The 26643-nt window shown below is 60.2% G+C and carries 27 protein-coding genes and 1 tRNA gene; 15 read left to right on the forward strand and 13 right to left on the reverse strand.

All coding sequences use genetic code 11. The annotated features are described in order from the left end of the window. The first annotated feature begins 295 nt into the window (after positions 1-295). The 6 genes from ABOK31_RS02725 (at position 296) to ABOK31_RS02750 (ending at position 3617) form a co-directional block, all read left to right on the forward strand. Positions 296-372, forward strand: a tRNA-Pro gene (locus ABOK31_RS02725). Positions 373-802: 430 nt separating this feature from the next. Further along, positions 803-1513 (forward strand): pentapeptide repeat-containing protein, encoded by a 711-nt coding sequence (locus ABOK31_RS02730; RefSeq protein ID WP_174174956.1) that lies wholly within the window; start codon positions 803-805, stop codon positions 1511-1513. A 37-nt stretch (positions 1514-1550) separates the two neighbouring features. Beyond that, complete coding sequence (locus ABOK31_RS02735) at positions 1551-2048, forward strand: GAF domain-containing protein (RefSeq protein ID WP_349957703.1); 498 nt, start codon at positions 1551-1553, stop codon at positions 2046-2048. Between the two features lie 182 nt (positions 2049-2230). Further along, positions 2231-2680: a peptide-methionine (R)-S-oxide reductase MsrB gene (gene msrB, locus ABOK31_RS02740; RefSeq protein ID WP_047627622.1), complete on the forward strand. Its 450-nt coding sequence runs from the start codon at positions 2231-2233 to the stop codon at positions 2678-2680. Then, complete coding sequence (msrA, locus tag ABOK31_RS02745; RefSeq protein WP_349957704.1) at positions 2677-3204, forward strand: peptide-methionine (S)-S-oxide reductase MsrA; 528 nt, start codon at positions 2677-2679, stop codon at positions 3202-3204. The genes msrB and msrA overlap by 4 nt, the downstream gene beginning before the upstream one ends. Beyond that, positions 3204-3617, forward strand: a complete 414-nt coding sequence (locus ABOK31_RS02750; protein ID WP_349957705.1) for a DUF6314 family protein — start codon at positions 3204-3206, stop codon at positions 3615-3617. The genes msrA and ABOK31_RS02750 overlap by 1 nt, the downstream gene beginning before the upstream one ends. Before the next feature lie 31 nt (positions 3618-3648). On the opposite strand, the gene ABOK31_RS02755 is transcribed toward ABOK31_RS02750, so the two are convergent. The 4 genes from ABOK31_RS02755 to ABOK31_RS02770 all read right to left on the reverse strand — a co-directional run bounded on the left by ABOK31_RS02755 (position 3649) and on the right by ABOK31_RS02770 (position 8798). Further along, positions 3649-4707, reverse strand: coding sequence for a 3-deoxy-7-phosphoheptulonate synthase (locus ABOK31_RS02755; protein WP_349957706.1), 1059 nt, complete (start codon positions 4705-4707; stop codon positions 3649-3651). A 442-nt stretch (positions 4708-5149) separates the two neighbouring features. Next, on the reverse strand, positions 5150-6211 hold the full coding sequence (locus tag ABOK31_RS02760) for a porin (protein WP_174173906.1): 1062 nt from the start codon (positions 6209-6211) through the stop codon (positions 5150-5152). 437 nt (positions 6212-6648) lie between these two features. Next, positions 6649-6996: a hypothetical protein gene (locus ABOK31_RS02765; protein ID WP_174173907.1), complete on the reverse strand. Its 348-nt coding sequence runs from the start codon at positions 6994-6996 to the stop codon at positions 6649-6651. A gap of 239 nt (positions 6997-7235) precedes the next feature. Next, on the reverse strand, positions 7236-8798 hold the full coding sequence (locus ABOK31_RS02770; RefSeq protein ID WP_349957707.1) for an MFS transporter: 1563 nt from the start codon (positions 8796-8798) through the stop codon (positions 7236-7238). Between the two features lie 179 nt (positions 8799-8977). Here ABOK31_RS02770 and ABOK31_RS02775 point away from each other — a divergent pair, with 179 nt between their 5' ends. Next, entirely contained in the window at positions 8978-9901 is a 924-nt protein-coding gene (locus tag ABOK31_RS02775) for a LysR family transcriptional regulator (RefSeq protein WP_349957708.1), read from the forward strand. 170 nt (positions 9902-10071) lie between these two features. Then, positions 10072-11130, forward strand: coding sequence for a histidinol-phosphate transaminase (gene hisC / locus ABOK31_RS02780; protein ID WP_349957709.1), 1059 nt, complete (start codon positions 10072-10074; stop codon positions 11128-11130). A 54-nt stretch (positions 11131-11184) separates the two neighbouring features. On the opposite strand, the gene ABOK31_RS02785 is transcribed toward hisC, so the two are convergent. Further along, entirely contained in the window at positions 11185-12129 is a 945-nt protein-coding gene (locus ABOK31_RS02785; protein WP_349957710.1) for a threonine/serine dehydratase, read from the reverse strand. Between the two features lie 55 nt (positions 12130-12184). Between ABOK31_RS02785 and ABOK31_RS02790 the strand changes: the two genes are divergently transcribed. Next, positions 12185-12484, forward strand: a complete 300-nt coding sequence (locus tag ABOK31_RS02790) for a helix-turn-helix domain-containing protein (protein ID WP_174173913.1) — start codon at positions 12185-12187, stop codon at positions 12482-12484. 93 nt (positions 12485-12577) lie between these two features. Here the strand turns inward: ABOK31_RS02790 and cysN are convergent, their stop codons facing one another. From cysN to ABOK31_RS02805, 3 genes are all read right to left on the reverse strand, one after another. Further along, positions 12578-14056: a sulfate adenylyltransferase subunit CysN gene (gene cysN / locus ABOK31_RS02795; RefSeq protein WP_349957711.1), complete on the reverse strand. Its 1479-nt coding sequence runs from the start codon at positions 14054-14056 to the stop codon at positions 12578-12580. A gap of 1 nt (position 14057) precedes the next feature. Next, the gene (gene cysD, locus ABOK31_RS02800) at positions 14058-15011 is read right to left on the reverse strand and encodes a sulfate adenylyltransferase subunit CysD (protein WP_174173915.1); all 954 of its coding nucleotides are present in this window, start codon (positions 15009-15011) and stop codon (positions 14058-14060) included. 126 nt (positions 15012-15137) lie between these two features. Continuing rightward, complete coding sequence (locus ABOK31_RS02805; RefSeq protein ID WP_349957712.1) at positions 15138-15878, reverse strand: phosphoadenylyl-sulfate reductase; 741 nt, start codon at positions 15876-15878, stop codon at positions 15138-15140. Between the two features lie 490 nt (positions 15879-16368). Between ABOK31_RS02805 and ABOK31_RS02810 the strand changes: the two genes are divergently transcribed. Further along, the gene (locus ABOK31_RS02810) at positions 16369-16815 is read left to right on the forward strand and encodes an Rrf2 family transcriptional regulator (protein ID WP_174173917.1); all 447 of its coding nucleotides are present in this window, start codon (positions 16369-16371) and stop codon (positions 16813-16815) included. 60 nt (positions 16816-16875) lie between these two features. Here ABOK31_RS02810 and ABOK31_RS02815 read toward each other — a convergent pair whose 3' ends face one another. After that, a complete protein-coding gene (locus tag ABOK31_RS02815; protein ID WP_349957713.1) occupies positions 16876-18237 on the reverse strand; it encodes a chloride channel protein in 1362 nt (453 codons plus the stop codon). A gap of 181 nt (positions 18238-18418) precedes the next feature. On the opposite strand from ABOK31_RS02815, the gene ABOK31_RS02820 reads away from it, so the two are divergent. Continuing rightward, entirely contained in the window at positions 18419-18691 is a 273-nt protein-coding gene (locus tag ABOK31_RS02820; protein WP_349957714.1) for a YlcI/YnfO family protein, read from the forward strand. After that, complete coding sequence (locus ABOK31_RS02825) at positions 18688-18987, forward strand: type II toxin-antitoxin system RelE/ParE family toxin (protein WP_174173920.1); 300 nt, start codon at positions 18688-18690, stop codon at positions 18985-18987. The genes ABOK31_RS02820 and ABOK31_RS02825 overlap by 4 nt, the downstream gene beginning before the upstream one ends. A 12-nt stretch (positions 18988-18999) precedes the next feature. Here ABOK31_RS02825 and betA read toward each other — a convergent pair whose 3' ends face one another. The 4 genes from betA to betI all read right to left on the reverse strand — a co-directional run bounded on the left by betA (position 19000) and on the right by betI (position 23415). Beyond that, positions 19000-20649 (reverse strand): choline dehydrogenase, encoded by a 1650-nt coding sequence (gene betA, locus ABOK31_RS02830; RefSeq protein ID WP_349957715.1) that lies wholly within the window; start codon positions 20647-20649, stop codon positions 19000-19002. Positions 20650-20718: 69 nt separating this feature from the next. Next, positions 20719-22182 (reverse strand): betaine-aldehyde dehydrogenase, encoded by a 1464-nt coding sequence (gene betB, locus ABOK31_RS02835; RefSeq protein WP_349957716.1) that lies wholly within the window; start codon positions 22180-22182, stop codon positions 20719-20721. Continuing rightward, positions 22182-22823 (reverse strand): glutathione S-transferase family protein, encoded by a 642-nt coding sequence (locus ABOK31_RS02840; RefSeq protein WP_174173923.1) that lies wholly within the window; start codon positions 22821-22823, stop codon positions 22182-22184. The genes betB and ABOK31_RS02840 overlap by 1 nt, the downstream gene beginning before the upstream one ends. A 4-nt stretch (positions 22824-22827) precedes the next feature. Next, positions 22828-23415 (reverse strand): transcriptional regulator BetI, encoded by a 588-nt coding sequence (betI, locus tag ABOK31_RS02845; RefSeq protein ID WP_174173924.1) that lies wholly within the window; start codon positions 23413-23415, stop codon positions 22828-22830. 153 nt (positions 23416-23568) lie between these two features. Between betI and ABOK31_RS02850 the strand changes: the two genes are divergently transcribed. The 3 genes from ABOK31_RS02850 (at position 23569) to ABOK31_RS02860 (ending at position 26612) form a co-directional block, all read left to right on the forward strand. Then, positions 23569-24117, forward strand: coding sequence for an HdeD family acid-resistance protein (locus ABOK31_RS02850; protein ID WP_174173925.1), 549 nt, complete (start codon positions 23569-23571; stop codon positions 24115-24117). 226 nt (positions 24118-24343) lie between these two features. After that, the gene (locus ABOK31_RS02855) at positions 24344-24595 is read left to right on the forward strand and encodes a type II toxin-antitoxin system ParD family antitoxin (RefSeq protein ID WP_075851962.1); all 252 of its coding nucleotides are present in this window, start codon (positions 24344-24346) and stop codon (positions 24593-24595) included. A 211-nt stretch (positions 24596-24806) separates the two neighbouring features. Next, a complete protein-coding gene (locus ABOK31_RS02860) occupies positions 24807-26612 on the forward strand; it encodes an EAL domain-containing protein (protein ID WP_349957717.1) in 1806 nt (601 codons plus the stop codon). The last annotated feature ends 31 nt before the right edge of the window (positions 26613-26643 follow it).

The raw sequence follows: 26643 nt of genomic DNA on the forward strand, positions 1-26643 counted from the left end.
CTTGAGCTTCTGTCACGCATAAGGTTGCGGAAAAGCCGTGCTGTCCCACGACGTTTCCACCTGTCCCGCTTAGGGCTTTAGCGCCAAAGCCGGCAAAAGAAAATTCCCATCCGCGTGTACAAGCGGGATTTTACTTGATCTGTTGCGTCTTTTGCACGCCGGCATTTTCGACAGCTGTTTCCTGCCAATTTTACAGGCAGATACGACTGTAATTTTTTCGTCAAAAATCAAAAGGTTTTTTGAAATTGGTGCTTGTGCATCAAAAATGGCTGGTCTATAGAAGCGCCGCTGGTCACGGAGTGTAGCGCAGTCTGGTAGCGCACCACGTTCGGGACGTGGGGGTCGAGTGTTCGAATCACTCCACTCCGACCAGCTTAAAACACTGATCTTTTTCCCGAAAAGCCCCCCACCGAAAAACGCTATTTGCCAGATTTGCGCAAGGCTCGGCCGTGTTTCGTCGCTATGCGATGGCGGCGTTTCCGCCTCAATTGTCGGCGGCTCAAGGCCGAGCATTTGTGGCTTTGCAGAAGCCGTTCCGACGCCGCTAAGCCATTCCCGATCCACATCGACCAAGATCTAAACCACGCTTCAAATATGCTTTTACAAAACCGGCTCTTTTTGTCGCCCGAAGCACCATATACAAGGAAGAGGGACGTGCCTCCGACTCATGGAGGAGTTCGGCTGGCAGGCGCTGGAGTGGAGTAACGGAATGGATCTTGTTGACGGGGTGGCCAGATTGGCTGGGGAGACGATCATAGGGCGGCGTAGCGGCGTTTTGCGCGGTAGTGCCGTTGGGAAGAGATTGGGGATCACCACCGGCTTTGGCGTGCTGGCGTTGAGCGCCGCATTTCTTCTGGGCTCCAGCAGCAATGCCCTGCGTGCGGCCGATTGTGGCAATGTCGCCGGACCCGGGCTCGACTGGAGCGGCTGCAGCAAGACCAATATCATGCTGCAGAGTAGCGACCTCCACGGTGCCAACCTTGCCGGCGCCCATTTCGATAGCACCGATCTCAGCGACACCAATCTGACCTCGGCCAATCTCGAGAAAGCGACTCTGGTGCGTGCCTGGCTGAAGAATGCCAAGGCCGACGGCGCCAACTTCGCAAAGATCGAGGCATACCGCTCCGATTTCAGTAATGCCTCCGCCAATGGCGTGTCTTTCGCCAATGCCGAATTGCAGCGCGCCGAATTTGCCGGCGCACAGCTGAAGAACGCCGATTTCCAGAAGGCGGAACTCGGCCGTGCCGATTTCGACAAGGCCGTGCTGACGGGTGCGAATTTCTCCTTCGCCAATCTCTCGCGGGCGACCTTGAATGGCGCGGTGATGGACGGGGCAACCTCCTTCAGTGGCGCTTTCATGTATCTGACGCGCATCGAGGGCCTTGATCTGTCGAAGGCAAGCGGTCTGCAGCAGGCGCAGATCAACCTGGCCTGCGGGGACAACACGACCATATTGCCCTCCTGGCTGAAAGCGCCTTCCAGCTGGCCTTGCCCGCCTGACGACAAGGACTGATATCTCCGCAAGACAGGAACTTCGAAAGGGTAAGCCCATGTTCGTAGAAAAAGCGATCCGATATGACAGCAAGCCCGAATTCTATCGCGAACTGGCCGATCAATTGAAAGCCCTGCTTGATGGCGAGCATGATCCGATTGCCAATGCGGCGAATACGTCCGCGCTGATCTTCCAGATGCTGCCGGATCTCAACTGGGCTGGCTTCTACTTTTTGCGGCAGGATAGCGAGCTTGTGCTCGGGCCATTCCAGGGCAAGCCGGCCTGCGTGCGCATTGCCGTCGGCCGCGGCGTCTGCGGCACGGCGGTCGAAAGGGCCCAGTCGGTCCTCGTCGAGGATGTGCACGCCTTTTCCGGACACATTGCTTGCGATGCCGCCTCGCGGTCGGAGCTGGTCGTGCCGCTCTTTCGCGATGGAAAGGTCTTCGGCGTCATCGATCTCGACAGCCCGCTTCCCGGCCGCTTCGATGGTGACGATCAGGCCGGCATCGAGGCGCTTGCCGCTATTTATACCGGTTCGAGCGAGATGCATGGGTAAGGCGCGGGAAGGGCAGAGCGTCACGCAGTCGTGATCGATATGGCAAATCGATCGCGCGATGCCTATATTGGCCCTGCAACCACTCCCTTAGCGCTGATCGAGCTTCATCCGGCCTTCCCGAGTCCTCAGTGAGGACGTCAGGCCAAGCTCGGAAGGCGTGCCAAGGGGCAAGGAGAACAACAATGGGCAAATACAGCAAGACGGCAGAGGCAGTAGCCAAGCTCACCCCTGAGCAGTATCGCGTGACGCAGCAGAGCGGCACGGAACGTCCCGGCTCCGGCGAATATCTCTACAACAAGCAGTCCGGCATCTATGTCGACATCGTCTCGGGCGAGCCGCTTTTTGCCTCCGCCGACAAGTTCGATTCCGGCTGCGGCTGGCCGAGCTTTACGAAACCGATCGAGCCCGCCAATGTCAGCGAATTGACCGACATGTCGCACGGCATGGTGCGCGTCGAAGTGCGCTCGGCCGGTGGCGACAGCCATCTGGGCCATGTCTTCCCGGACGGCCCGATCGATCGCGGCGGCCTGCGCTATTGCATCAATTCCGCCTCGCTTCGCTTCGTGCCGCGTGACCGCATGGAAGCAGAGGGCTATGGTGCCTACATCGATCAAGTGGAGGATGTAAGATGACAACGGAACGTGCAGTTCTCGCCGGCGGTTGCTTCTGGGGCATGCAGGATCTCATCCGTCGCTATAACGGCGTTATCTCGACGCGCGTTGGCTATAGCGGCGGCGATGTCCGCAACGCCACCTATCGCAACCATGGCACCCATGCCGAGGCGATCGAGATCATTTTCGACCCGCAGAAGATCAGCTTTCGCGATCTGCTGGAATTCTTCCTCCAGATCCACGATCCGAGCACGCGCAACCGCCAGGGCAACGATGTCGGCTTGAGCTATCGCTCGGCGATCTTCTACACCAGCGAAGAGCAGAAGCAGGTCGCCTTGGATACGATCGCCGATGTCGACGCTTCCGGCCTGTGGCCCGGCAAGGTCGTCACCGAGGTCACACCGGTCGGCGACTTCTGGCAAGCCGAGCCGGAGCACCAGGATTATCTGGAGCGCTATCCGAACGGCTATACCTGCCACTTCGTCCGGCCGGGCTGGAAACTGCCCCGCCGGCAGGCCGACGCAGTGCAGCGCGCGGCCTCCTGATGAAAGAATCGGCCGCCATCGGCCGGCTGAGTCTTTTCCTCGGCGCATGGGAGGTGAAGCGGCGGATCATCGATCGCTTCAACCGTTCCCTGATCACATTCGAAGGACAGGCGTTTGTTACGCCTGTCCAGTTCGAGGAATACGGCGATACGCGAAGCGACCACGCGACGCTGAGAAGCAGCCGCACCTATCGACTCGATCACGCAGACGACGATCTCGTCGTGCATTTCCCCAATCTTTCGGAATTCATTCGCATCGGTGAAGGCGCCTCGCAGCGCGTCACCCATCATTGCAGTCCCGATCTCTACCGGGGCCGCCTGTTCTTTCGCTCGCCCGATGCCTGGGCCGAGATGTGGCATGTGCGCGGGCCGAGAAAAAACTATCTGAGCCTCGCGCACTACCGACGTATTTGACCCGAACCTGTTTCCCGAATGGGAGACGGTGTTAGCGCGCCTGACGCCGTGCCCGGATAGCCTTTGCCAGATCTTCCAGCGTGCGGACCGAGGTCGGCCAGTCGATGCAGCCATCGGTGATGCTCTGGCCATAGACCAGCGGCTTGCCGGGCACGAGATCCTGGCGGCCAGCCACCAGATTGCTCTCCATCATCATGCCCTTGATCCGCCGGTCGCCGGCTGCAACCTGCTCTGCGACTGAGGTGACGACGAGCGGCTGATTTTCCGGATTCTTGCTGCTGTTGGCATGGCTGGCGTCGATGATGATGCGCGGCTCAAGCCCGACCTTGAGGGACTGTTCCGCTGTCGACTGCACGCTTGCGGCATCATAGTTGGGCTCTTTGCCGCCGCGCAGGATGATATGGCAGTCCTCGTTGCCGCGGGTGGAGGCGATCGCTGCAAGCCCTTCCTTGGTCACGGCCGGGAAGTGATGCGGCTGCGATGCCGCAACGATCGCGTCAAGCGCGATGCGCACGTCACCATTCGTGCCGTTCTTGAAGCCGACGGGGCAGGAGAGGCCCGATGCCAGCTGCCTATGCACCTGGCTCTCGGTCGTCCTCGCGCCAATCGCGCCCCAGCTGACCAGGTCGGAAATGTACTGAGGCGTGATCGTATCGAGATATTCACAGCCCGCCGGCAGGCCGATCTCGTTGACATCGAACAGCAGCTTGCGGGCGATGCGCAGTCCTTCCTCGATGCGGTAGCTGCCGTCGAGATGCGGATCGTTGATGAGACCCTTCCAGCCGACAGTCGTGCGCGGCTTCTCGAAATAGACGCGCATGATGATTTCGAGATCGTCGGCGAAGCGGTCGCGCTGTTCCTTGAGGAGTGCTGCATATTCGTGGGCCGCAGCCGGATCATGGATGGAGCAGGGGCCGATCACGACGATCAGTCGGTCGTCCTCGCCGTGTAGGATGTTGTGAACGGCATTGCGGGCGCCGCTAACGGTCGCCGTCACGGCCTCGTCGCGGGGAATTTCATCTATGATCCGAGAGGGCGGCGTCAGCGCCGTGATCTCGACAATGCGCAGGTCATCAGTGGAATTCAACACGGTATCGGTTCCTTTTGGGGTCATACCGTGGCGACAAAAAAGCCGCCAGGTAGACTAGCGGCTGGTTCGGGTCTTTGCTGTCGTGTCTCTTTTAACTACGCACAGGCCCGCCTCCGCTGAGAGCAGCGGTACGAATAAAATCGCGCGGCATATGCGAAGGTCAAAGACATGAGTTGTCTCTACGATAAAAAATGCCTGGTGTCGATGAGGGAGAATGATAATTGAAGAGGCCGCGCTACGGCGTCGCCATTCGGCAGCCAATTATCTGTCCGCCGGGCTTCCGCTCGCGTTTCGCCGAAGTCTCCTGCCAAAACAATCCCTGATCGGCCCTCAGAAAAATGACTAACCCCTGCCTCGGAAAGACCGGCCCGACTTCGCTGGAAGTAAGGCCGGCCCCCATCCGATCAGGGGTCAAGTCAGATCAGATCTCGTAAACGAGCTATTAGAAGCTGCGATGGAAGCGCAGCACGCCCGACCACTGGTCCTGATTGATGGAGTCCCAGTTGGTGTAGGATACTTCCGGCGTGATCTGGAAGTTCTTGACCGGGGTGAACTTGAGGTTCGCCGTGGCGGCAAAGATCTTCGAGTCGGTGTAGGCAACCTGAGCGTTTGCCTGCAGCTTTTCGTTGATCGGAACGGTTACGCCGCCCCAGGTAGCCCAGTCGCCCCAGCCGATGTTCTTGGCCGGACCTGCACCGTTCGCGCTGGCGTACTTGTTCAGCTGGTCGCCGTCGGTGTTCCAGCCAGCCATGAGGAAGGCCTTGAAGATGCCGAAGTCGGCATCGACGCGAGCCTTGATGGCGCCTTCTTCGACGATGGAGTCATAACCGCCGACGATCTTGAAGCCGAAGTTGCCGGCCTTGTAACCGAGACCCGCAACGACGTCCGGCGTGTAGTGGTTGGTGCTGCTGCGGCCGTTTACGCCCGTGGCGCCAGCGCCGGAGTTGCTGTCTTCGAGCGAGACGACAGCGGTGAAGCCGTTGCCTGCGTCGTAGTTGTAGGTCAACTGGTTGAGTTCGTACGGACCGTCATAGACCACGTCGTCGTTGATGACGCCGCCAGCATAACCCGTGTAGAGGTTGTACTGAGAGTCGAGCTTACCGACGGTGAAGCCGCCGAGGCTGATGTTGGCGAAGATCAGCTTGGTGGTGGTCGCGCCGCCATCGTTCCAGTCGAAACGCAGAACGGTGTTGGTCTTCAGCGCACCGTATTCCGTGTCGGATGCAGTGTCGACGGTCAGGTGTGCACGGCTGCGCCAGTAGGTGCCGTTGGTCGAGCGCGGGTTGTAAGCGTCGTACCACTTGCCTTCGGTACGAACATAACCGCCGATCTTGAGGCAGGTTTCGCTGCCCGGGATGAAGAAGTAACCAGCGCCGAATGCGTCGCAGATGCGGACATATTCCAACGGTTCCGGCTCGGCAGCTACGATAGCGTCAGCCGCCTGGGCGCCAGAAACTACTGCGAGAGCAGCAGCGGAGCCGAGAAGAAGGCTCTTGATGTTCATAAATACTCCAATCCAATATAGATTGGGCACAGGCAATCGCGCCGAAAAATCGACGTGCCTTAACCCTATCCCTGTTTAAAAACCCCGACTCGGGAGAAACGGGCCCCACCCGCTTCTGGTCGCCATTAAAGACGAATTCCTGCAAAGTTATATGATATATTTTTCTGCAGATGACTTTTTCGTGAAATTTAAGTTTTAGTTGCAAGAAAGCAACATATACAAACAAAGATGGTAAGTACTGCATAATATTGGCTGCCGAATAGTCATTTTGGGGTAGAATATGGAGTTTTATTTTATTCGAATATTAGTTGATAATATTTATCGTCACGCGGTCAGCCAGACGCAATTGCCCATTTGATTGTTTATACGGCGATCATCACCCTCCCGCGGCAGCTGAGGGGTGTATATTCGAGCGATCGCTGGCTCTTGCGGTATGGTTAGTATGAGGCTGGTCGCTTGGAGGCCGTGATGATGAGTTTGCTCAGCATCGAGCCGATCATAATGCCCCAGAGCCCGCTGGTCATGCCGACGATGATGTCGAGCGTCGAGCCAAAATTGCCGTTTGCCAGCAAATGCGACACGGAAAGCAGCAGCACGCTGCCAATCATCAATAGGCAGGTGAAGGAGGGAGATTGCGGGTAGGCGAGCCGGGCAAGCATTCCTGCTATGCAGAGTGCGGCGGCGCGAAAGATATCGAACGGATTGCCGAACGTCGCCTGCCAATTGAGATGCGCAAAGGTCACGCCGATGAGCGTCGCAATATAGGTCCAGGCTATAATCTTCAAAAACCGGTCTGATATCATGGGGATATGATATAGCAGCGGTGAATATAAACGCCAGTCTGATGCCGCTGCGAAGATCGTTCGCGCATGGATCTGGTGCGCACATTTTATGTGGTTTCGAAATATTCTGTTGCGACGCGGTAGGATTTTCGGCCGTGCCCGGCCTTCGATTCGCCTCGTTGCTATGCCGCCGACGGTGGTCGGACTGGCCGGAAAATTGCCCAGCCAGTCATCAGTGCTGCTTAAGCTTTCGATACGCGGAGCGTATCTTCGTCCTCTTGCAATTGTTCCGCATCTTCTGCGGCGGCGGTCGATGACGAGCGGCCGAGGAAGGAAAAGACGACGACGGCTGTCAGAACGGTGATGGCGGTCAGAAGCCAGAGTAGCGCACTGAAGGCGTCACTATAACCCTGAATGAGAGCGTCATGCCCGATCGCCGGTACATTCGACGTCGCGGCGGTCAGATTGCCTGTCACGAGCTGCTGTGCAGCCATCGCGGCGTGCTCACCAGCGGCTGCGCCGAGGTTCGATTGAATGAAGGCGGAGAGGATGGCGCTGACGATTGCAAGCGCGACACCTTCGCCGGCGACGCGGGTGGTGCTGAAGATGCCGGTTGCCATGCCGGCCCGCTCCTTGGGAACGACGCTGACGGCAAGCCCGTCCATCAGCCCCCAGGGCAGGCTGATGCCGACGCCGATCGTTAGCAGCGGACCGATGAGAGCGGCTGGGGCCGAACCGGTGGTAAAGTGGCTGAGCCAGAAAAGGCCTGCCGCCGAGATGATGAGGCCTGTGCCGCAGATCGTTGCAGGGCTGAACCAGCGCGTCAGAAGCCCGGCGACGATGGGCAGGATGAGCAGTGGCGCCGAGAGCGCGACCATCATGCGCCCGGCGGCGATCTCGCTCATGCCCTCTATGCCGACGAAACGCACGGGCAGCAGGATCAGCAGCACGACGAAGGCATAGGCGGGTGCGGCCGCCAGAAGCTGCACGCCGACGAAACGCGGATAGCGAAACAGACTGAGATCCAGCATCGGTCGCTTCACGACGCGCTCGATGATACCGAAGGCGAGAAAGAGCAATGCAGCGCCGACCAGCAGGGCGATGACGAGCGCATCGCTCCAGCCGGTTTCCGGCGCGCGCAGCACGCCATAGGTAAAGAGCGTCAAGGCGAGCGTGAAGCTCAGCGCGCCTGGCCAATCCAGCCCTGCCGCATCGGGATCTCTGGATTCGCGCAGAAAGCAGGCGCCGAGGCCAAGTGCGAGCAATGCCAGCGCAACAACGAGAATGAAGATAGACGGCCAGCCGAAGGCATCGATCATCAGGCCGGAGGCGATCGGTCCGAAGGCGAGGCCGACGCCGAAGCTGGAGCCGACAATGCTGAAGGCCCGCATCCGCGCCGTGCCGTCGAACTCCTGAGCCAGCGAGGCCATGCCGCCGGAAAAGGCGGCTGCGGCGCCAAGGCCTTGTAGAGCGCGCAATATGTCGAAGCAGACGATGTTGCCGGCGAGCGCCAATCCAGCGGAGAATAGCGCGAAGCAGCCGACGCCGGTCAGAAAAATGCGCCGCCGGCCAAAACTGTCCGCCAGCGCGCCCGATGCCATCAGGCAGCTGCCGAAGGTCAGCATGAAGGCATTGGTGACCCAGTTGAGCGCGATCGGGCTGTCGCCGAGCGCGCGGCTGATGGCCGGTAGGGCAACGGCCGGGCCGGTGAAAGTGAGCGGCATCGCCGCCGCCGCACAGCAGACGGCGACGAGGACAAAGAATTTCTCGGTCGGATTTGCGACCTTTGTCTGGGGAGAGGTCATCGGATTACCGTGAGGTTCGAGCAAAGGGGAAGCGGCGGGCAATCCTGGGAGTGGTGGTGGCCAAAGGCCGGCGTCCGCGCGCTTCAAATGACCCAAGCAGGATATATTTGCTGTAATCAGATGATAATTGCGCTAGTTTTCCATATATACCGGAATAAAACTCTCGAATGGAGTGCGCTATGGATCGTTTGAGCGGCTTGACGGCCTTCGTTCGCACAGCGGATCTTGGCAGCTTCGCGGCCGCCGGGCGCGTGCTCGATCTTTCGGCGTCCGCCGTCGGCAAGGCGGTTAGCAATCTGGAGCATCAGCTTGGCGTGCGGCTGCTGCAGCGGTCCACGCGCAGCATCCGGTTGACCGAGGAGGGGCGTCTCTTTCACGAGCGTTGCCGGCGGGTGCTCGACGATCTCGACGATGCGCAGGCCTCGCTTGCGCAGGCGGTCGCCGTGCCACGCGGGCGGCTGCGCGTCAGCGTGCCGATCGTCAGCTACCACTTCCTTTTGCCCGTCGTGCCGGAATTCGTCGCCCGTTATCCCGAAGTCGAACTCGACATCGATTTCAACGACCGCATCGTCGATATGATCGAGGAGGGGGTCGACGTCGCGATCCGCAGTGGCGACCTGCCGGATTCGCGGCTGATATCGCGCACCTTGCGGCCGTTCCAGATGCTGCTCTGCGCAGCGCCCAGCTATCTCGAACGCTTCGGTCTTCCCGATTGCCCGCGCGATCTCAACGAGCATCTGGCAATCCGGTTTCGCTTCCCAAACAGCGGCAAGCTGCAGGATTGGCCATTGAAAATGTCGGAGGGTGAGCTGGATCTGCGAATGCGGACGGCCTTCTCCTGCAACAATATGGAGGCGGTGCGCGGCGCAACGGTCGCCGGCCTCGGCATCGGCTGCATGCCGGATTTTCTCGTGCGCAGTACACTTGTGGAAGGAAAACTGCAGACGGTTCTCGATGATTTCATCGACGAGCCCGGCCACTTCCATCTGCTCTGGCCGTCCAATCGCCACATGTCGCCCAAGGTTCGGGTTTTCGTCGATTTTCTGAGCGAGCGGCTTTTCGCGAAGAGCTGTGATGTTTTGCCGGCGACGACTGCTGCCTGAGACAGAGGTCTTTGGGCCAGTCCGAATAACGTCTGTTTGATCGGAGAGATAATTTCTGGAATTGCCTGAGAAGCAGTTGTCGTCGGAGTTCGATTTTGCGACGGTGTCGGCTTGATACGCAGATTTGCCGCGCTGATCCGCGGCTTGTGCAGCCAAATTTGGAAATCACGATGAGCCGCTTCTGGAGCCCGATTGTTCATTCCTTGACCCCCTATGTCGCCGGCGAGCAGCCTACCGCGGGCGGGATAACCAAGCTCAACACCAATGAGAGCCCCTACGGTCCTTCGCCGCTTGCCCTCGAGGCGATCTCGAGGGCCACGTCCAATACGCTTCGCCTCTATCCGGACCCGACGGCGCGAGAACTGCGCGTCGCAATCGCCGAGAGTTTTGGGCTCGACAAGGATGAGGTCTTCGTCGGCAATGGATCGGACGAGGTTCTGGCTCATACCTTCCAGGCACTCTTGAATCACGAAGAGCCCCTGCTTTTCCCCGACATCACTTACAGCTTCTATCCGACCTACTGCCGCCTCTTTGGCGTTCGGTTCCAGCAGGTCCCGGTCGATGCCGAGATGTGTGTCCGCGTCGATGACTATCGCCAGCTCTGCGGCGCGATCATCCTGCCCAATCCTAATGCGCCCACAGGCATCGGCCTGCCTCTGGCTGATATCGAGAGCCTTCTTAGGGATCATCCCGATCAGGTTGTGGTGATCGATGAAGCCTATGTCGATTTCGGCGGCGAAAGCGCCGTTCCGCTTGTCCGAAGCAATCCGAATCTCTTGGTGATCCAGACCCTGTCGAAGTCGCGCGGGCTTGCCGGTTTGCGTGTCGGTTTCGCTGTCGGCCAGCGGCCGCTCATCGAGGCTTTGGAAAGGGTCAAGGACAGCTTCAATTCCTATCCTCTCGACCGGCTCGCTTTGGCCGGCGCCGTCGCCGCCTGGAAGGATCGGGACTGGTTCGAGCGTCATCGTGCCATGATCATCGCCAGCCGGGAACGGCTGGCCGCCGCGCTCAAGGAGCTCGGTTTTCACGTCCTCCCGTCATCCGCCAATTTTCTGTTCGCTCGGCATCCGAACCGGGCAGGTGCGGAGCTTGCGGCGGAGCTGCGGAGCAGGGGGATTTTGATAAGACGGTTTTCGGCAGAGCGTATCGGCGACTTCCTGCGCATCAGCATCGGCACGGATGAGGAATGCGATCGGCTGGTGGCGGCGCTTGGCGAGATATTGCATTGACCGGCAGCCTCGGACGATCGTTCCGAGGCTAGTTCCAGCGAACCGGGAGTGGTTTCAATCAAATCGAACAGCGGTCGTGTTGGCGCCGCAAAGCAGCACGGCCACACGCTCGTCCGGGACCGGGACATATTTGCCGGCAAACAGCGCGGCAAAGGCCGTTGCGCCACCGGGTTCGGCGACGATCCTCAGCCGATCCCACAAAGCCTCCTGCGCTTGGCGGATCTCATCATCGGTGACCAGCACGGGACGTTGCGCATAGGCCCGGGCGATCGGAAACATGAGCTCGCCGACGCGTTTTGGCGCCAGTGAATCGGCGGCGATGCTGCCGGCGGGAGCATCGACCGGGTGCCCTGCCTCAAAGGCTTGCCAGAGTGTCGGTGCGCCTTCCGGCTCGACGGCAACGACCCGGACGCGGCCCTGAAACCAGGCAGCGATGCCGCCAATCAGTCCACCGCCACCGACCGCGACCAGCAGCGTATCGATATCAGGAATATCCGCCTCGATCTCGACCCCGATCGTCCCTTGCCCAAGCAAGGTCTCGGGCTGGTCATAGGCGTGGATCGCCATGGCGCCGCGCTCCTCCACCCAATGCTGGCTGGCGGCAAGCGCATCGGCATAGCGTTCCCCGCCGATGATCAGGTTCGCACCATAGCCGCGGATACGCTCGGCCTTGGCCGGCGAGGTCACGCTCGGCACGAAGATCGTTGCGGGAATGCCGAGCCGCATCGCTGCATAAGCGACTGCTGCACCATGATTGCCGCCGGAGGCCGCAACGACACCGGCCGCCGGCACATCTCTGCCGAGCAGACTGGAAAAGGCGCCGCGCGCCTTGAATGAGCCGGAATGTTGCAGAAATTCAAGTTTGAAGCCGAGATAACCCGGAGCAAGGCCGAAATCCGCCAGGTCCGAATGCAGAACCGGCGTGTGGCGGATATGCGGGCGGATCCGCTTTTCGGTCTCTGCAATGCGGGCGGGGATGATCATCGTGTCGGAAAGCATTGGCATCTCGCAGACGGAAGTTGACAATAACTTTGTTACTTAGCAAAGTGACGAAATGCAAGAGCTCGATCTCATCAAGGCTTTGGCCAACGAACGCCGTCTCACCATTCTGCGCTGGCTGAAGGATCCGTGTGCCCATTTTGCGCCGCAACTCGACGGCGATCTTGTGGAGGATGGTGTCTGTGCGCTCCTCATTGCCGAGAAGCTGAAAATATCCCAGGCAACGCTGAGCGAGCACATGCGCATTCTGGTGCAAGCGGGCCTAGTGCGGCCGAAGCGCATCAAACAGTGGATTTTCTACAAGCGCGATGAAGCTCGCATGGCAACGCTGGCTGCCGTTGTCGCGAGCCTCTAAGCACATCACCAAGCTTTCGCTCGGAGCGGCTTCTCCAAATGAAAAAGGCGGCTGAGCCGAGCCCGCCGCCTTACTTTTTAGACGCAGTAGCGATCAGATGTCGCTTGCCGCATTCGCCCAGATTTCCGCTGCCTGCGCGGCGGTGACGCGGCGCACATCCGTTTCATCACGGCGGCTGACGAAGAGCTCGCTTGCCATGATCTGCTCGGCGAGATCGGCCGGCAGGGACAGGAGAACCCGCTGGCCATCCTTGTGGATGCCGCCGAGATCGGAGCGCTTGCCAGTGATCATGCCGCCGGCAACCGTGTTGTTGCTTTCGGGGTCGATCAGGATGAAGGAGCCGGTCGAGCGGTTCTGCTCATAGGGGTCGAAGATGGCGCTTTCGTCGAAGGTCAGGCGAACCTTGCCGATGGCGTTCATCCAGAGCGCCTGCGCCGGTGCCCATGCGCCGGTCTTCAATTCAAGCTGGGCGATCGGCTGTACCTGGACGCGCTGGCGGCGGCTGCCGCTCTTCAGCCAGTAGCGCTTGCCCGGCTCAATGCCTTCCGGCTGCAGCGCAACGATCTGGGCGTCGAAGGAGAGGCCTGTCTGCGGCTGGCTATCGATGGCGACAATCATGTCGCCGCGCGACACATCCACCTGGCGGTCAAGAACGAGCGTGATGGCGTCGCCGGCAACAGCCGCGTTGCGTACGAGATCGAAGGTTACGATCTTCGAGACGTTGGCGACCATGCCCGACGGCAGGATCATGACGCTGTCGCCCGGCTTCACCGAGCCGCCAGCGACCGTGCCCTGATAGCCGCGAAAGCTCTCGCCAGGGCGGGAGACGCGCTGCACCGAAAGACGGAAACCGACCGTCTGCGCCGAGCGCACGGTCGCGAGTTCCAGCGTCTCGACCAGCGTCGGGCCAGTGTACCACGGCATGGCAGCCTGGCCGGAATAGACGACGTTTTCGCCCTTCAGCGCCGACATCGGAATGGCGGTGATCTGCTTGACGCCGAGCGACAGCGCGAATTCGCGGAAGTCGTTGGAAATCTTCTCGAAACCGGCGCGGTCGTAATTCGTCAGGTCGATCTTGTTGATGGCCAGTACGAACTGCTTGATCCCGAGCTGGGAGGCGATGGTCGCGTGCCGGCGGGTCTGCTCGAGGATGCCCATGCGCGCATCGACCAGCAGCACGGCGAGATCGGCGGTCGAGGCGCCGGTTGCCATGTTGCGGGTATATTGCTCGTGGCCGGGCGTATCCGCGACGATGAAGGAGCGCTTATCGGTCGAGAAATAGCGATAGGCGACATCGATGGTGATGCCCTGTTCGCGCTCGGCCTGGAGGCCATCGAGCAGCAATGCGAAATCGGGCAGGCCGAGATCGTTCTGCTTGCCGGTGGAATCGCGCTGGAGCGTGGCGGCCTGGTCTTCCTTGACCGCTTTGGTATCCCAGAGAAGTCGGCCGATCAGCGTGGACTTGCCGTCATCGACGCTGCCGCAGGTGATCAGGCGAAGCGGGCGCGAATCGCGAAGTGCCTTGGCCGGTTCGGCTGCGGGAATGGCGACGACGTTTGCGTTGACGGTCATCTCAGAAATATCCTTCGCGCTTCTTCTTTTCCATGGAGCCGGACTGGTCGCGGTCGATCGCGCGTCCCTGCCGTTCGGAAACCGTGGCGATTTCCAGCTCTGCAATGATTTCTTCAAGGGTTGTGGCGGTGGAGCGGATCGCGCCGGTCAGCGGGAAGCAGCCGAGCGTGCGGAAGCGGATGAGCTCCTCGCGCTTGACTTCGCCGGGTAGCAGTTCGAGCCGCGGATCGGCGGCCATGATCATCATGCCGTCGCGCTCGACAATCGGGCGCTTTGCCGCGAAATAGAGCGGCACGATCGGAATATCCTCGGCCTGGATGTAGCGCCAGATATCGACCTCGGTCCAGTTGGAGAGCGGGAAGACGCGAACGCTTTCGCCCTTGCGGATCTGGCCGTTATAGACATTCCAGAGTTCCGGGCGCTGGTTGCGCGGATCCCAGCGATGGTCCGGCGTGCGGAAGGAGTAGATGCGCTCCTTGGCGCGAGAGGCTTCCTCGTCGCGGCGGGCGCCGCCGAAAGCCGCGTCGAACTGGCCGGCATCAAGCGCATGGCGCAGCGCCTCGGTCTTCATGATGTCGGTGTAGCGCGCCGAGCCATAGGTGAAGGGCGTGATGTTCTCCGCCTTGCCGCGCGGGTTGATATGCTCGATCAGATCGAGATCGTATTTCTTCACGATCTCGTCGCGGAAGGTGATCATCTCGGCGAATTTCCAGCCGGTGTTCACATGCAGCAGCGGGAAGGGGATGCGGCCGGGATAGAAGGCCTTGCGCGCCAGATGTAGCAGCACCGACGAATCCTTGCCGATCGAATAGAGCATGACGGGACGCTCGAATTCGGCCGCAACCTCGCGGAAGATGTGAATGGCTTCGTTTTCCAGCGCTTTCAGATGCGGATCGAGCGGTGGCTTGACGCTTTGCGGATTGGAGATTTCTGTATCCGGACGGCTATCGGGCATTTATCACTCCAGAACTTTCAAATGTCCCGACCGAAGCTTGGCCGGAAAGAATGGATGCGTTGGTTCCCTGGATATCGGCGGCGTAGGTGACGCGCTTCACATCGATGCAGGGAACCGGCGGGTGCTTTATTGTGCTGTTGCGGCAGCGCCTTCTTCGTGGACATGCAGACCGCATTCGCGCTTTTCGTCGTTTTCCCACCACCAGCGGCCGGCGCGCTCGGGCTCGCCCGGCTTGATGGCGCGGGTGCAGGGCTCGCAGCCGATCGAGGGATAACCGCGTGCGTGCAGCGGGTTTACCGGAACGCTGTTGTCGGCGACATAGGTGCGAATGACGTCGATGTCCCAATCGGCAAGCGGGTTGACCTTGATGAGATTGCGCTCGGGGTCGAACTCGGCAAAGGGCGTATCGGCGCGGTTGGCGGATTGGCCGCGGCGCAGGCCGGTGATCCAGATGCTGGCGCCCGAAAGTGCACGCGCAAGCGGCTTCAGCTTGCGCACGCCACAACAGGCATGTCTGGCTTCAACGCTCTCGTAGAAACCGTTCAGACCGTATTTTTCCGCGTAAGCATCGATATCGGCCTGCTCCGGCTCGTAGCGGACGATATGGATATCATATTGGCTTTCCGTCTCGTCGATCAGAGCGAGCGTTTCCGGAAAGAGACGGCCGGTCTGCAGGGTCGCCACTTCGATCGGCAGGCGGTGATTGCCGATCTCCGCCGTGATCACCTGATCCTCGATCCCGAGCGAGGTCGTGAACACGGCGCGGCCACCGAGGCCGGCCACGAGAGACAGACGGCCGGCAAGATCGAGCGATGCGAGCTGGCTGTTAAGCGTCGCGGCATCTTCAATGGATGTAATGGCAGTCATGGGGGGTCCTGTCCTGATGTTGCCCGGAGTATCGCAGTTAGTCAGGGCAGCGGACAGAAAAATAGATTTCGAAAGGGAGCGGCTGGAGGGTAAATATCTCCATGAAGCGGCGCCGATAAGGAAAAGCGACCGCCTCGGCTGTTAACCAAGACGTTTTGCCGCCGGACGCGGCCTTTCGGAAGCACCTGATATGGCGGGCCATGTTTAAGTGCTTGCTTTAATGTCTATAGAAATAGTAGAGTTACACATAGCTTGTCAAACGGAAATCGGAAGTGATGCCCAAAATGATGCGCTGCGGTGAATTTTGCGCTAAACTATGGGCATAGCGACGAAGAATGATAACAAGTCTGGGTTGCTAGCGTTTCCTGGCATTGCGCCAAGGGTGTGAGTGCTTCGAAATTGCCCCGGGGACGAGGGCTGAGGAGTTCTATAGCGGACCGGCCGAATCGATCGGCCGAACGTATCGCATGTGTGTGTGAAGCGGTTCGAAATGATTACTCAGAAAGCAAAATATGCGCTGCGGGCGCTGTCTGCCTTGGCCCAATCCGAGGCGGGCGAGCCGATGATGATTTCCGACATCGCAGCCCAGCAGAAGATCCCGAAGAAATTCCTGGAACAGATCCTTCTCGACCTGAAACATCAGGGTATCGTCATCAGCCGACGTGGCAAGCAGGGTGGCTATCTCCTGCGCAAGCCGGCAAACGAAATCACCTTCGGCGAGATCCTGCGGGTCATCGATGGACCGTTGGCGCCGCTGCCCTGTCTGTCGCTCACCGCCTATCGTCGCTGTGACGATTGCGATGGTGAGCAGACCTGCGAAATTCGCCACGTCTTTGCCCGGGTGGCGGATGCGACCCGCAAAGTGCTGTTCTCGACGACCATCGCCGATGCGATCGCTCAGCCCGAGGGTGCGGAAGTTGCCAGGCTGATGGCCTGACGATCAAGTTCAAGGAAGTCCTTTGGAGGGCTCCCTTCGGCCATTGCAGGGCTTCGGTACTCAGTGGGCGGGGTGTTCCTCGCCGCTTTCCTTTTCCATGGCGCGCCGGGCGCGGATCGCCGCTGCAATGAAGACGCGCGACAGGCCATGGTACAAGGGCTCGCGCGACAGCAGCCGTGAGGTCACATAGCCGATCATCGATACCGCCATGATCGGGATGACGGCCTGATGGTCGCCGGTCATTTCCAGGATGATGACGAAGGCGGTCATCGGTGCCTGAACGACGCCGGCGAAATAGCCGGCCATGCCGAGGATCGCCGCAAGCGCCACGCCGCCGCCGACCAGCGTGCCGACCGTGCTGCCGAAGCCGGCGCCGACGGCAAGCGAGGGCGCGAAGATGCCGCCGGGAATGCCCGAGATCATCGACAGGAAGCTTGCAAGCAACTTCTCGAAGAAGAAGAACGGCGGCAGCGCATGTCCTTCCACTGCGCCGCGTGCCTGTTCATAACCGGTGCCGAAGGTCTGGCCGCCGGAAATGACGCCGACGGCCGCAACGACGAGGCCGCAGAACCCGGCAAGGATCAACATGCGTTTCAGCGGCTGCGGTTGCGCCCAGCGGCGGATGCGGATGCCGGCATAGAGCGCCAGCCCGCTGAAGGTGGCGCCAAGCGCGCCGCCGCCGACACCACAGATCAGCATGACGATCCAATCCCGAAACATCGTTGGGGCGGCGTCGGCCGTGCCGAAATAATTGTAGCTGCCGGAAAGCCCGAGTGCGGCGAGGCCGGAAAGAATGACGGCGGTCAGGACCAGGCCATTGGCGCGCGCTTCATAGGTGCGGCTCATCTCCTCGATGGCAAAGACGATACCGGCGAGCGGCGTATTGAAGGCCGCCGCGATGCCGGCGGCAGAGCCGGCGAGGATCAGCCCCTTGGCCTGCGCCATGCCGCCGAACCGGGCAACGGCCAGCATGAAGGAAGCGCCGACCTGCACTGTTGGTCCCTCGCGGCCGATGGAGGCGCCGCTGAGTAGCCCCAATATGGTCAGCACGATCTTGCCGAAAGCCAATCGGAGCGACAGCAGCTTCGTGCGATCCTCGTCATGATGCAGGTGCCGTGCGGCAATTGCCTGTGGAATGCCGCTTCCCTGCGAGTTAGGAAACAGCGTCGCTGCGAGATAGGCCGAGAGAATGAAGCCGAGCGGCGTCAGCAGCAGAGGCAGTAGCCACATCCACTCGCCCGATTGTGTCACGCCGGCAAAAGCCCGTTGCGCCAGATCCGCCAGTTTGGCAAAGCCGACACTGATGACGCCGATCGCCAGAGCCCCCGTCCAGAACACCAGGCGCGGCCGCCAAAGATTGAAAGAGCCCCAGATGACACGGGAACGACGAAGCAGTTTGGACTTGCGGTAGATTGGGGGCATGGGACGTATGACCGGCAGGCTGGCCCGCATGTCTCTTGAAGACATTCCTTCGGGTGGCTCGGATTGCGATATCGGCCTTTCTTACAGAATTTCCCATTATGGCCAAGACTTAATCCGCGTGTTGACGCTTGTCCGTGATCGAATAAAATGCATCGCAATTGCAACGCAAAGGAGCTGATACATGAAATCCGCCTCCATTCCTTCCTTGCGAGTTGATCCAGCCTTGCGTGCCGCAGCTGAAAGCGTGCTGCAGGAGGGCGAGACCTTGTCCGCATTTGTGGAAACTTCGCTACGTGCTCAAATCGAGCATCGGCGGACAACGGCCGAATTCATCGCTCGCGGTCTTGCCGCGCGTGAGGAGGCACGCAGAACTGGTGTGTATCACAGCGCAGATAGTGTGCTCGGTAGGCTGAGGAGCAAGCTTGAAGCCGCGAAAGCTTCCAAGCATAAATGACATTTGCCGTCCGCTATTCTCAAGGTGCACTCGAAGATCTCGAGCGGCTCTATGACTATTTGCTTGAAAGAGATATCGAGCTTGCGGAAAGGGCCTATCAGGCAATCGCCAAGGCAACGGAACTTCTGGAGAATTTTCCGTTCAATTGCCGTAAGGCGTTGGCGGACAACGCACTGCTCCGCGAACTCGTCATTTCGTTCGGATCTTCGGGCTATGTAGCGCTATTCGAGATCGAAGATAGCGAGACGGTCACGATATTGGCGCTCAGGCATCAGCGAGAAGAAGATTATCATTGATGCTCGCCAATTTTACCGATCACTCGTCTCCCACCGCGGATTGATCCACGGCTCCTGGTTCGAGCGTGCCAGCCGCGGCTTGCCGAGGATATGATCGGCGGCCTTTTCGCCGATCATGATCGAAGGGCCGTTCAGGTTGCCGTAGGTGACGTGCGGGAAGATCGAACTGTCGGCGACGCGCAGGCCGTCGACGCCGATGACGCGAGTATCGGGATCGACCACCGCCATCGGATCGTCCTTTGAGCCCATCTTGCAGGTGCCGCAGGGATGATAGGCGCTTTCCAGGTGCTCGCGCAGGAAGGCGTCGATCTCGTCGTCCGTCTGAACATTCGCCCCCGGCTGGATTTCCGCGCCGCGATAGTCGTCGAAGGCCCTTTGGCTGAAGATTTCGCGGGTGAGGCGCACGCAGTGACGGAATTTTTCCCAGTCTTCCGGATGGCTCATATAGTTGAAGCGGATGACTGGATCGGCTTTCGGGTCAGAGGAGCGGAGCGTGACGTTCCCGCGCGATTTCGACAGGTTGTAGCCGACATGCACCTGGAAGCCGTGGCTCTTGGCGGCGGCCTTGCCGTCATAGCTGATGGCGACTGGCAGGAAGTGATACTGAATATCCGGCTGCTTGACGCCCGGCGCGGAACGAAGGAAGGCACAGGCCTCGAACTGGTTTGAGGTGCCAAGCCCCTTCTTGAAGAACAGCCATTGCGCGCCGGCGATCCCCTGCATGTACCAGGGCAGCCAGGAATAGAGCGACACCGGCTTCAGGCTCGTCTGCTGGAAATAGAATTCCATATGGTCCTGCAGGTTGGCGCCGACGCCGGGCCGGTCGACCTTCACCTCGATCCCCATATCGCGCAGATGCTGGCCAGGTCCGATGCCCGAAAGCATCAGCAGCTTCGGCGAATTGAACGAGGAGGCGGAGACGATCACCTCGCGGTTCGCCTTGATCACCTCGATCTTGCCGTCCCGCTCGACTTCGACGCCGGTCGCGCGGCCGTTGTCGATGACGATCTTGCGGGCATAGCAACGGATGAGCTGCACGTTCGGCCGCTTCAGGGCGGGCTTGAGATAGGCAGTCGCCGCAGACCAGCGCCGGCCCATCCAAGTCGTCTGCTCCATCAGGCCGAAGCCTTCCTGCTTGCCGCCGTTATAGTCTTCCGTCGCCTCGAAGCCCGCCTGTTTGCCTGCCTCGATGAAAGCGTGGAAGAGCGGGTTACGGGCATCGCCCCGGCGCACATGCAGCGGGCCGTTCGTGCCGCGCCACCCCTCTTCGCCGCCATGCGAATGCTCCATCCGCTTGAAGTAGGGCAGCACGTCGGCATAGGCCCAGCCCTGGGCGCCGAGCTCCTCCCAGCGATTGAAATCCTCGGCGTGCCCGCGCACATAGACCATGCCGTTGATCGAGGAGGAGCCGCCGATCACCTTGCCGCGTGGCGCGGTGATGCGCCGATTGTTGAGCTGTGACTCGGGTTCTGAAAGATAGCCCCAATTGTAGCGATCCATGCTCATCGGCCAGGCAAGTGCTGCCGGCATCTGGATGAACGGGCCGAAGTCGCTGCCGCCGAACTCCAGAACAATGACCGAATGCTTACCGTCTTCCGACAAGCGCGCAGCCATGGCGGAGCCGGCCGAACCAGAGCCAACGATGACGAAATCTGCTTGCATGACGATGTGCTCCAGGTGGCAACAGGCATAAATCGAAGTGGTCTACACCCCCCTCAAGGGGGAGGTGGATCAATAAGGCGCCTGTACCGGCCCCATGCCGACATAGACGGTCTTCAGTTCCGAATAGTGCTCCAGCGCCGCCAGCGAGTTTTCGCGGCCGAAACCGGATTGCTTGGAGCCGCCGAAGGGAATTTCCACCGGCGCGAGATTGTAGGCGTTGATCCAGAGCGTGCCGGCCTCGAGCTGGTCGACGACGCGGTGGGCGCGGGTCAGATCAGCAGTGAAGACGCCGCCGGAAAGGCCGAATTCGGTGGCATTGGCGCGGGAGATCACCTCGGCTTCGTCATCGAAATCGAGCACGCACATGACCGGCCCGAAGATCTCCTCGCGGGCGATCGTCATATCGTCGGTAACGTCGGCAAAGACGGTCGGCTGAATGTAATAGCCTTCGCCGGAGACATTGTTCGGGATGCCGCCGCCGGTCAGCAGCGTCGCGCCCTCGGCCTTGCCCTTTTCGATATAGGCGAGCACCTTCTCGCGCTGCGCCCAGGACACCATCGGGCCGATCTGGGTTGCCTCGTCCATCGGGTCGCCAATGAGCATGGCGTCGGTGCGGGCCTTCAGCCGCTTCAGGAATTCGGACTTGATCTTACGGTTGACGAAAACGCGCGTGCCGTTGGAGCAGACCTGGCCCGTCGAATAGAAATTGCCGAGCATCGCGCCGCCGATGGCGCTGTCGATATCGGCATCTTCGAAGACGATGAGCGGCGACTTGCCCCCGAGTTCCATGGTGACGTGCTTGAGGTTGCCCGCAGCGGAGGCCGCGACCTTGCGGCCCGTCGGCACGGAGCCGGTCAGCGACACTTTGGCAACGTCGGGATGGTTGATGAGGAGCGGCCCGGTTTCGCGGTCACCCTGGATGACATTGTATAGGCCTTTGGGCAGGCCGGCTTCGATGAGGATCTCGGCGATCTTCAGCGCGCCGAGCGGCGTGTTCTCCGAAGGCTTGAACACCATGGCATTGCCGGCGACGAGAGCCGGTGCACCCTTCCAGCAGGCGATCTGCTGCGGGTAGTTCCATGCGCCGATGCCGACGCAGACACCAAGCGGCACGCGCTTGGTATAGGCGAAGTCGCCGCCGAGCGGGATATAGGAGCCGTTGAGGCCGGCGGCCGCGATGCCGCCGAAGAATTCGAAGCTGTCGGCGCCCGAAGTCGGGTCCGCAACGATGGTTTCCTGGATCGGTTTGCCGGTATCCAGGGTCTCCAGTTCTGAAAGCTCGCGGTTACGCTCGCGCATGATATCGGCGGCCCGCTTCAGGATACGGCCGCGCGCCGTCGGGCTCATGGCGGCCCATTCTGGCTGCGCACGCTTGGCGGCAGCGATTGCCTGTTCGACGATGGCTGGCGTCGCGGCGTGCAGGCGGGCGATCACCTCGCCGGTCGCGGGATAGATGCTTTCGATAAGGGTGCCTTCGGTGTCCTCGACATATTCGCCGTCGATGAAATGCGAGGCTTTCGGTTGTGCGCGCATTATAGAACCCTCAATTCTTCGTAGGACACCATGACATGCTCTTGGAAAGCAGGCCGCTCGGTCAGGTTTTCGTAGTAGCGCTCAAGCCGCGGATGGGCAGGGCGCTGGATGTCGATGTCGAAATAGCGATAGAGAACGTGCCCGAACTGTATGTCGGCAAGCGTCAGATTATCGCCGGCGAGGAAGCGATGTCGTCCGAACTGCGACTCGGCGATGTCAAGCTTCGCAGCGAGCGCGGCAACCGCCGCGACGATTGCCTTCTCGTCCTGGAGAGCGGGGGCCGTGCGCACCACGCGCCAGAACACCGGACCGGTGAAACCTTGGGCGATATTGATCTTGGCCCATTCCGTCCATTTGTCGATCTGGGCGCGATCGCGGGCATCCTTCGGCCAGAAGTCGTCCTCGCCATATTGGGTGGCGAGATAGCGCAGGATCGCGCCGGTTTCCCATAAGGGATCCCCCTCGCCGTCGCGCAGCACCGGAACGGTGCCGTTCGGGTTCATCGCCAGGAATTCAGGTGTGTCATTGACGCCGTATGTGAAGCCTGCATCGATGCGCTCATAGGCGAGACCCAGCTCGCCGATGCACCACATCAGCGCCTGCACGTTGGATGATGATTTGCGGCCCCATACGGTCAGCATGGCGTCAGCCTTTCAACGCGTTGAGATGGGTCGTCAGATAATCCTCCGTCAGCGCGATCGACGCCTCGGTGCTGATCGGCGCGGATCTGAGACCCTGGCGGATATAGAGCCCGTCGATCATCGCAGCCGCACCCTCCGCAATCCGTCCGGCATCGCCGGCTGGGCACAGAGCCTTGAGATTGGCAACGAGATTCGAATGCAGGCGGCGTGCATAGATGACGAGAAAGCGGCGCGTCTCTTCCGAGCGCTGCGCCTCGGCATAGAAGGCGAGCCACGCAGCGATCGTTTCCGGGGCGAACTGATCGGCCTGGAAGCTGACGCGGATGACGGCCGAGAGCTTTTCGCGCGGCGTTTTTGCCGCGCGCAGCGCCGTCACGACGCTGTCGCGCAGGCGCTGTAGATGCACACGGACGGTCTCGATGAGCAGCTGTTCTTTGCTGCCGAAATAGTGATGCGCAAGGGCAGGGGAAACGCCGGCCTGCTTGGCGATTTCGGACATGGTGACGGTCAGCGAGCCGTGATCGCCGATCACGCGCATCGCAGCATCCACCAGCGCCTTGCGGCGCACCGGTTCCATTCCGACTTTCGGCATGCATCAATCCCCAAGGCTGGGCCTGAGTGTATTTTTGATTGACTGATCAATCAATAAAAAAATCAGGCGCCGTACGCTCCACGGCGAAAAAACCGCAACCTCTTTCCGCAAAGCATTTCTGTGCCATACTTCCTCATAGGAGGAGGTGCAGTCATGGTTGATATTCTTGATGAAGTTCCCCCATCCGCAATGCGCGACAAATGGGGCTGGTTTGTTGCGCTCGGCATATTGCTGCTGATCTGCGGCGGTATCGCGCTTGGCAATCTGTTCATCGCTACGGTGGCGTCAGTCTATTACGTCGGCATGCTGATGCTGATCGGCGGCATCGTGCATCTGGCCCATGCCTTTCAGGTGAGGGGCTGGGAGCATATCCTGTTCTGGGTGCTAAGCGGCCTGCTCTATACGGTTGCCGGTATCCTTGCCTTCGCCAATCCGCTGTTGGCCTCCGAAGCATTGACCCTGTTCCTTGCCATAGCACTCCTCATCGCCGGCACGTTCCGCGTTTGGGTCGGCCGCAAGCTGAAGCCGGAGCGTGGTTGGGTCTGGATTGTTGTCAGCGGCCTTGCGACTGCTGTCGCCGGCATCGCCATCGCTCTTGGCTGGCCCGTCAACAGTCTTTGGATTCTCGGTCTTTTCCTGGCATTTGATCTGATTTTTCAGGGTTGGACGCTGGTGGTCTTCGGTCTCGTGCTCAGGCGGTAGGGCACCTCCCAAAAGGGGTAACGGACTGCTACTTTTTGACAAGAAGCGTGAGCGGCGCTACTCTTCTGCTTTCCGTCTTGCGAGGCGGAGCGGCGTTGAGTTGATGTAACGACAATACCTTCATCTGGATACGCATGTCCGAGGACATGCCATGAAGGCATTGGTCGAAGCCGCGGAACATGCTTCCAGCCAAAGTTCCGCGTGGCAACGTCAAGGGAGGAATATCATGCCGATGGTAACGGTTTCCATCTCTCCGCTTCAGGCAGCCGGCATTCGGGCAGCCGTCGATACCGGCACCTATGCCTCGAGCAGCGAAGTCGTGCGGGAGGCCTTGCGCATGTGGGATGCAGCCCGCAAACGCGGTGACATTTGCGAGGTGCCGCGAGCCGCCAACGATGGCGGCGAGACGGCAAAGAGCGGCCGCTGCGTTGCCGATATGTTTGCCGACTATGAGGCGGAGCGGCACTCAAGTAATTAGCCCAGAACTCTCACGTATCACGGCAGCCGCTCGGCTGCCGTGTGTTGGTCTTGCGCCCCGGCGAATGGTTAACATTGCTTTACCATTCATCAAACTTTCACATAGGGGAAAGGTTTCGTTGACGCCTTATGGCGCATCTTAGGTTGAAAACGCGGTAAATCCAAAGTTTTACTTAAATAAATTAGATTAGAATCCGCAAGTGGAGATGGGCATGTCCCTGACTGCCGCAGTCGAACCGGGCGTATTGCGCCGATATGCCAGCGACCAGATCGTCACTCTCGCCAAACTCGTGATCGAAAACGCATTTCAGCCGATCGTGGAGGCCGGCACCGGCGCGGTTTTCGGCTATGAATCCCTGATGCGCGGGCAGGAACGTATCGGCTTCGGCAGCCCTGTGGAGATACTCGACGAAGCCGAGCGCACCGGCCAGCTTCTCGGGCTGGAGCAGATGGTCACGAGCCGCGCGCTGGCGAAATTTGCCACTCTGGCCAACATCGCCACCACGACGCTTTTCCTCAACCTGGATGTCCGCTTGATTGCGCAAGGCGCCGCGTTGGTCGACGGCCTGCTGCAGCATATGAGAAAGGCCGGCATCGCCCCGTCCTCCGTCTGCTTCGAATTCTCCGAACGTTTCGACAATACCATCGTGCCAGAGTTCTCGGCGCTGGTTGCCAAGATGCGCAACGCCGGCTTCAAGCTCGCCATCGACGATTTTGGCGTCGGTCGCGGTGAAATGAAGCTGCTCTCCGATTATCCCGTCGATTATCTCAAGATCGACCGGCACTTCATCGTCGATATCGACCGCAGTGCCCGCAAGCGGCATATCCTCAGGAATCTCGTCAATATCGCCCATGTCCTCGGGACGCGCGTCATCGCCGAGGGCATCGAGACCGAGGCGGAGTTCCTGACCTGCCGCGAATTCGGCGTCGATCTCGTCCAGGGCTGGTTCATTGCCCGCCCGACGGTGCTCGTCAACGAGCTCAAGTCGAGCTTTCCGCATCTGCAGGATCTCGGCAAGACGGCGCGCAACAGCCAGTCGCTCGATGAGATCCTCATCCGCAAGCAGATCGAGGTGCTGCCGACCATCCGCGAAAGCGACAGTATCGACAGCGTCTTCGAGCTATTCCGCCGCAATCCCCGCCGCGCCTATTTTCCGGTCGTCAACGCCAATGATGAGCCGCGCGGCATCATCCACGAATATCAGCTCAAGGAATATATCTATCAGCCTTTCGGCCGCGACCTGCTGAAGAACAAGGTCTATGAGCGCTCGATATCGCATTTCGTCGAGATGGCGCCGATCGTCGGGCTTGATTCCGATGCCGACACGCTGATGACGATCTTCGCCAACATGGAAAGCAGCGATTGCCTGATCGTGACCGAAGGCACGCATTATGCCGGCATCGTCTCGGCGGCCTCGCTCATCAAGGTCATCAACGAGAAGCAGCTGAAGATCGCCCAGGACCAGAACCCGCTGACCGGTCTTCCGGGCAACAGGGCGATCCATGATTTCATGCAGAGTGCCGGCCGCGATGGCGATGAAATCAGGCATTTCTGCTATTGCGACTTCGACAATTTCAAGCCGTTCAACGATGCCTACGGCTTCCATCTCGGCGACCATGCCATCTCGCTGTTTGCCGCGCTGATGCGTCGCTATTTCTTCGCCGAAGGCCATTTCCTCGGCCATGTCGGCGGCGACGATTTCTTCATCGGCGTCACAGGCTGGAGCACGCAGGAGCTTCGCGAGGTTCTGGATCGGCTGCTTGCCGATTTCCATGCCGACGTCCTCGAACTCTATTCCGCCGAAGACCGTGCTGCCGGGCGCATCCATGGTCACGACCGCAGCGGCGCAGTCGCGGAGTTTCCACTGATGCGCTGCTCGATCGGCATCCTGCAGCTGCCGGAAGGGTTGGTGATCGACAACATCAACCGCGTCAGCACCTCCATCGCGGGTATCAAAGCGAAGGCAAAGGAAAGCGCCATCGGCGTCGCATTCCTCGGCTTGGCCGAGACGAATTGACGCCCTCTCGCACTCGGTCCTTTTCAAGCGC

The sequence above is a fragment of the Rhizobium sp. ZPR4 genome, assembly GCF_040215725.1.
Classification (GTDB): Bacteria; Pseudomonadota; Alphaproteobacteria; order Rhizobiales; family Rhizobiaceae; genus Rhizobium; species Rhizobium rhizogenes_D.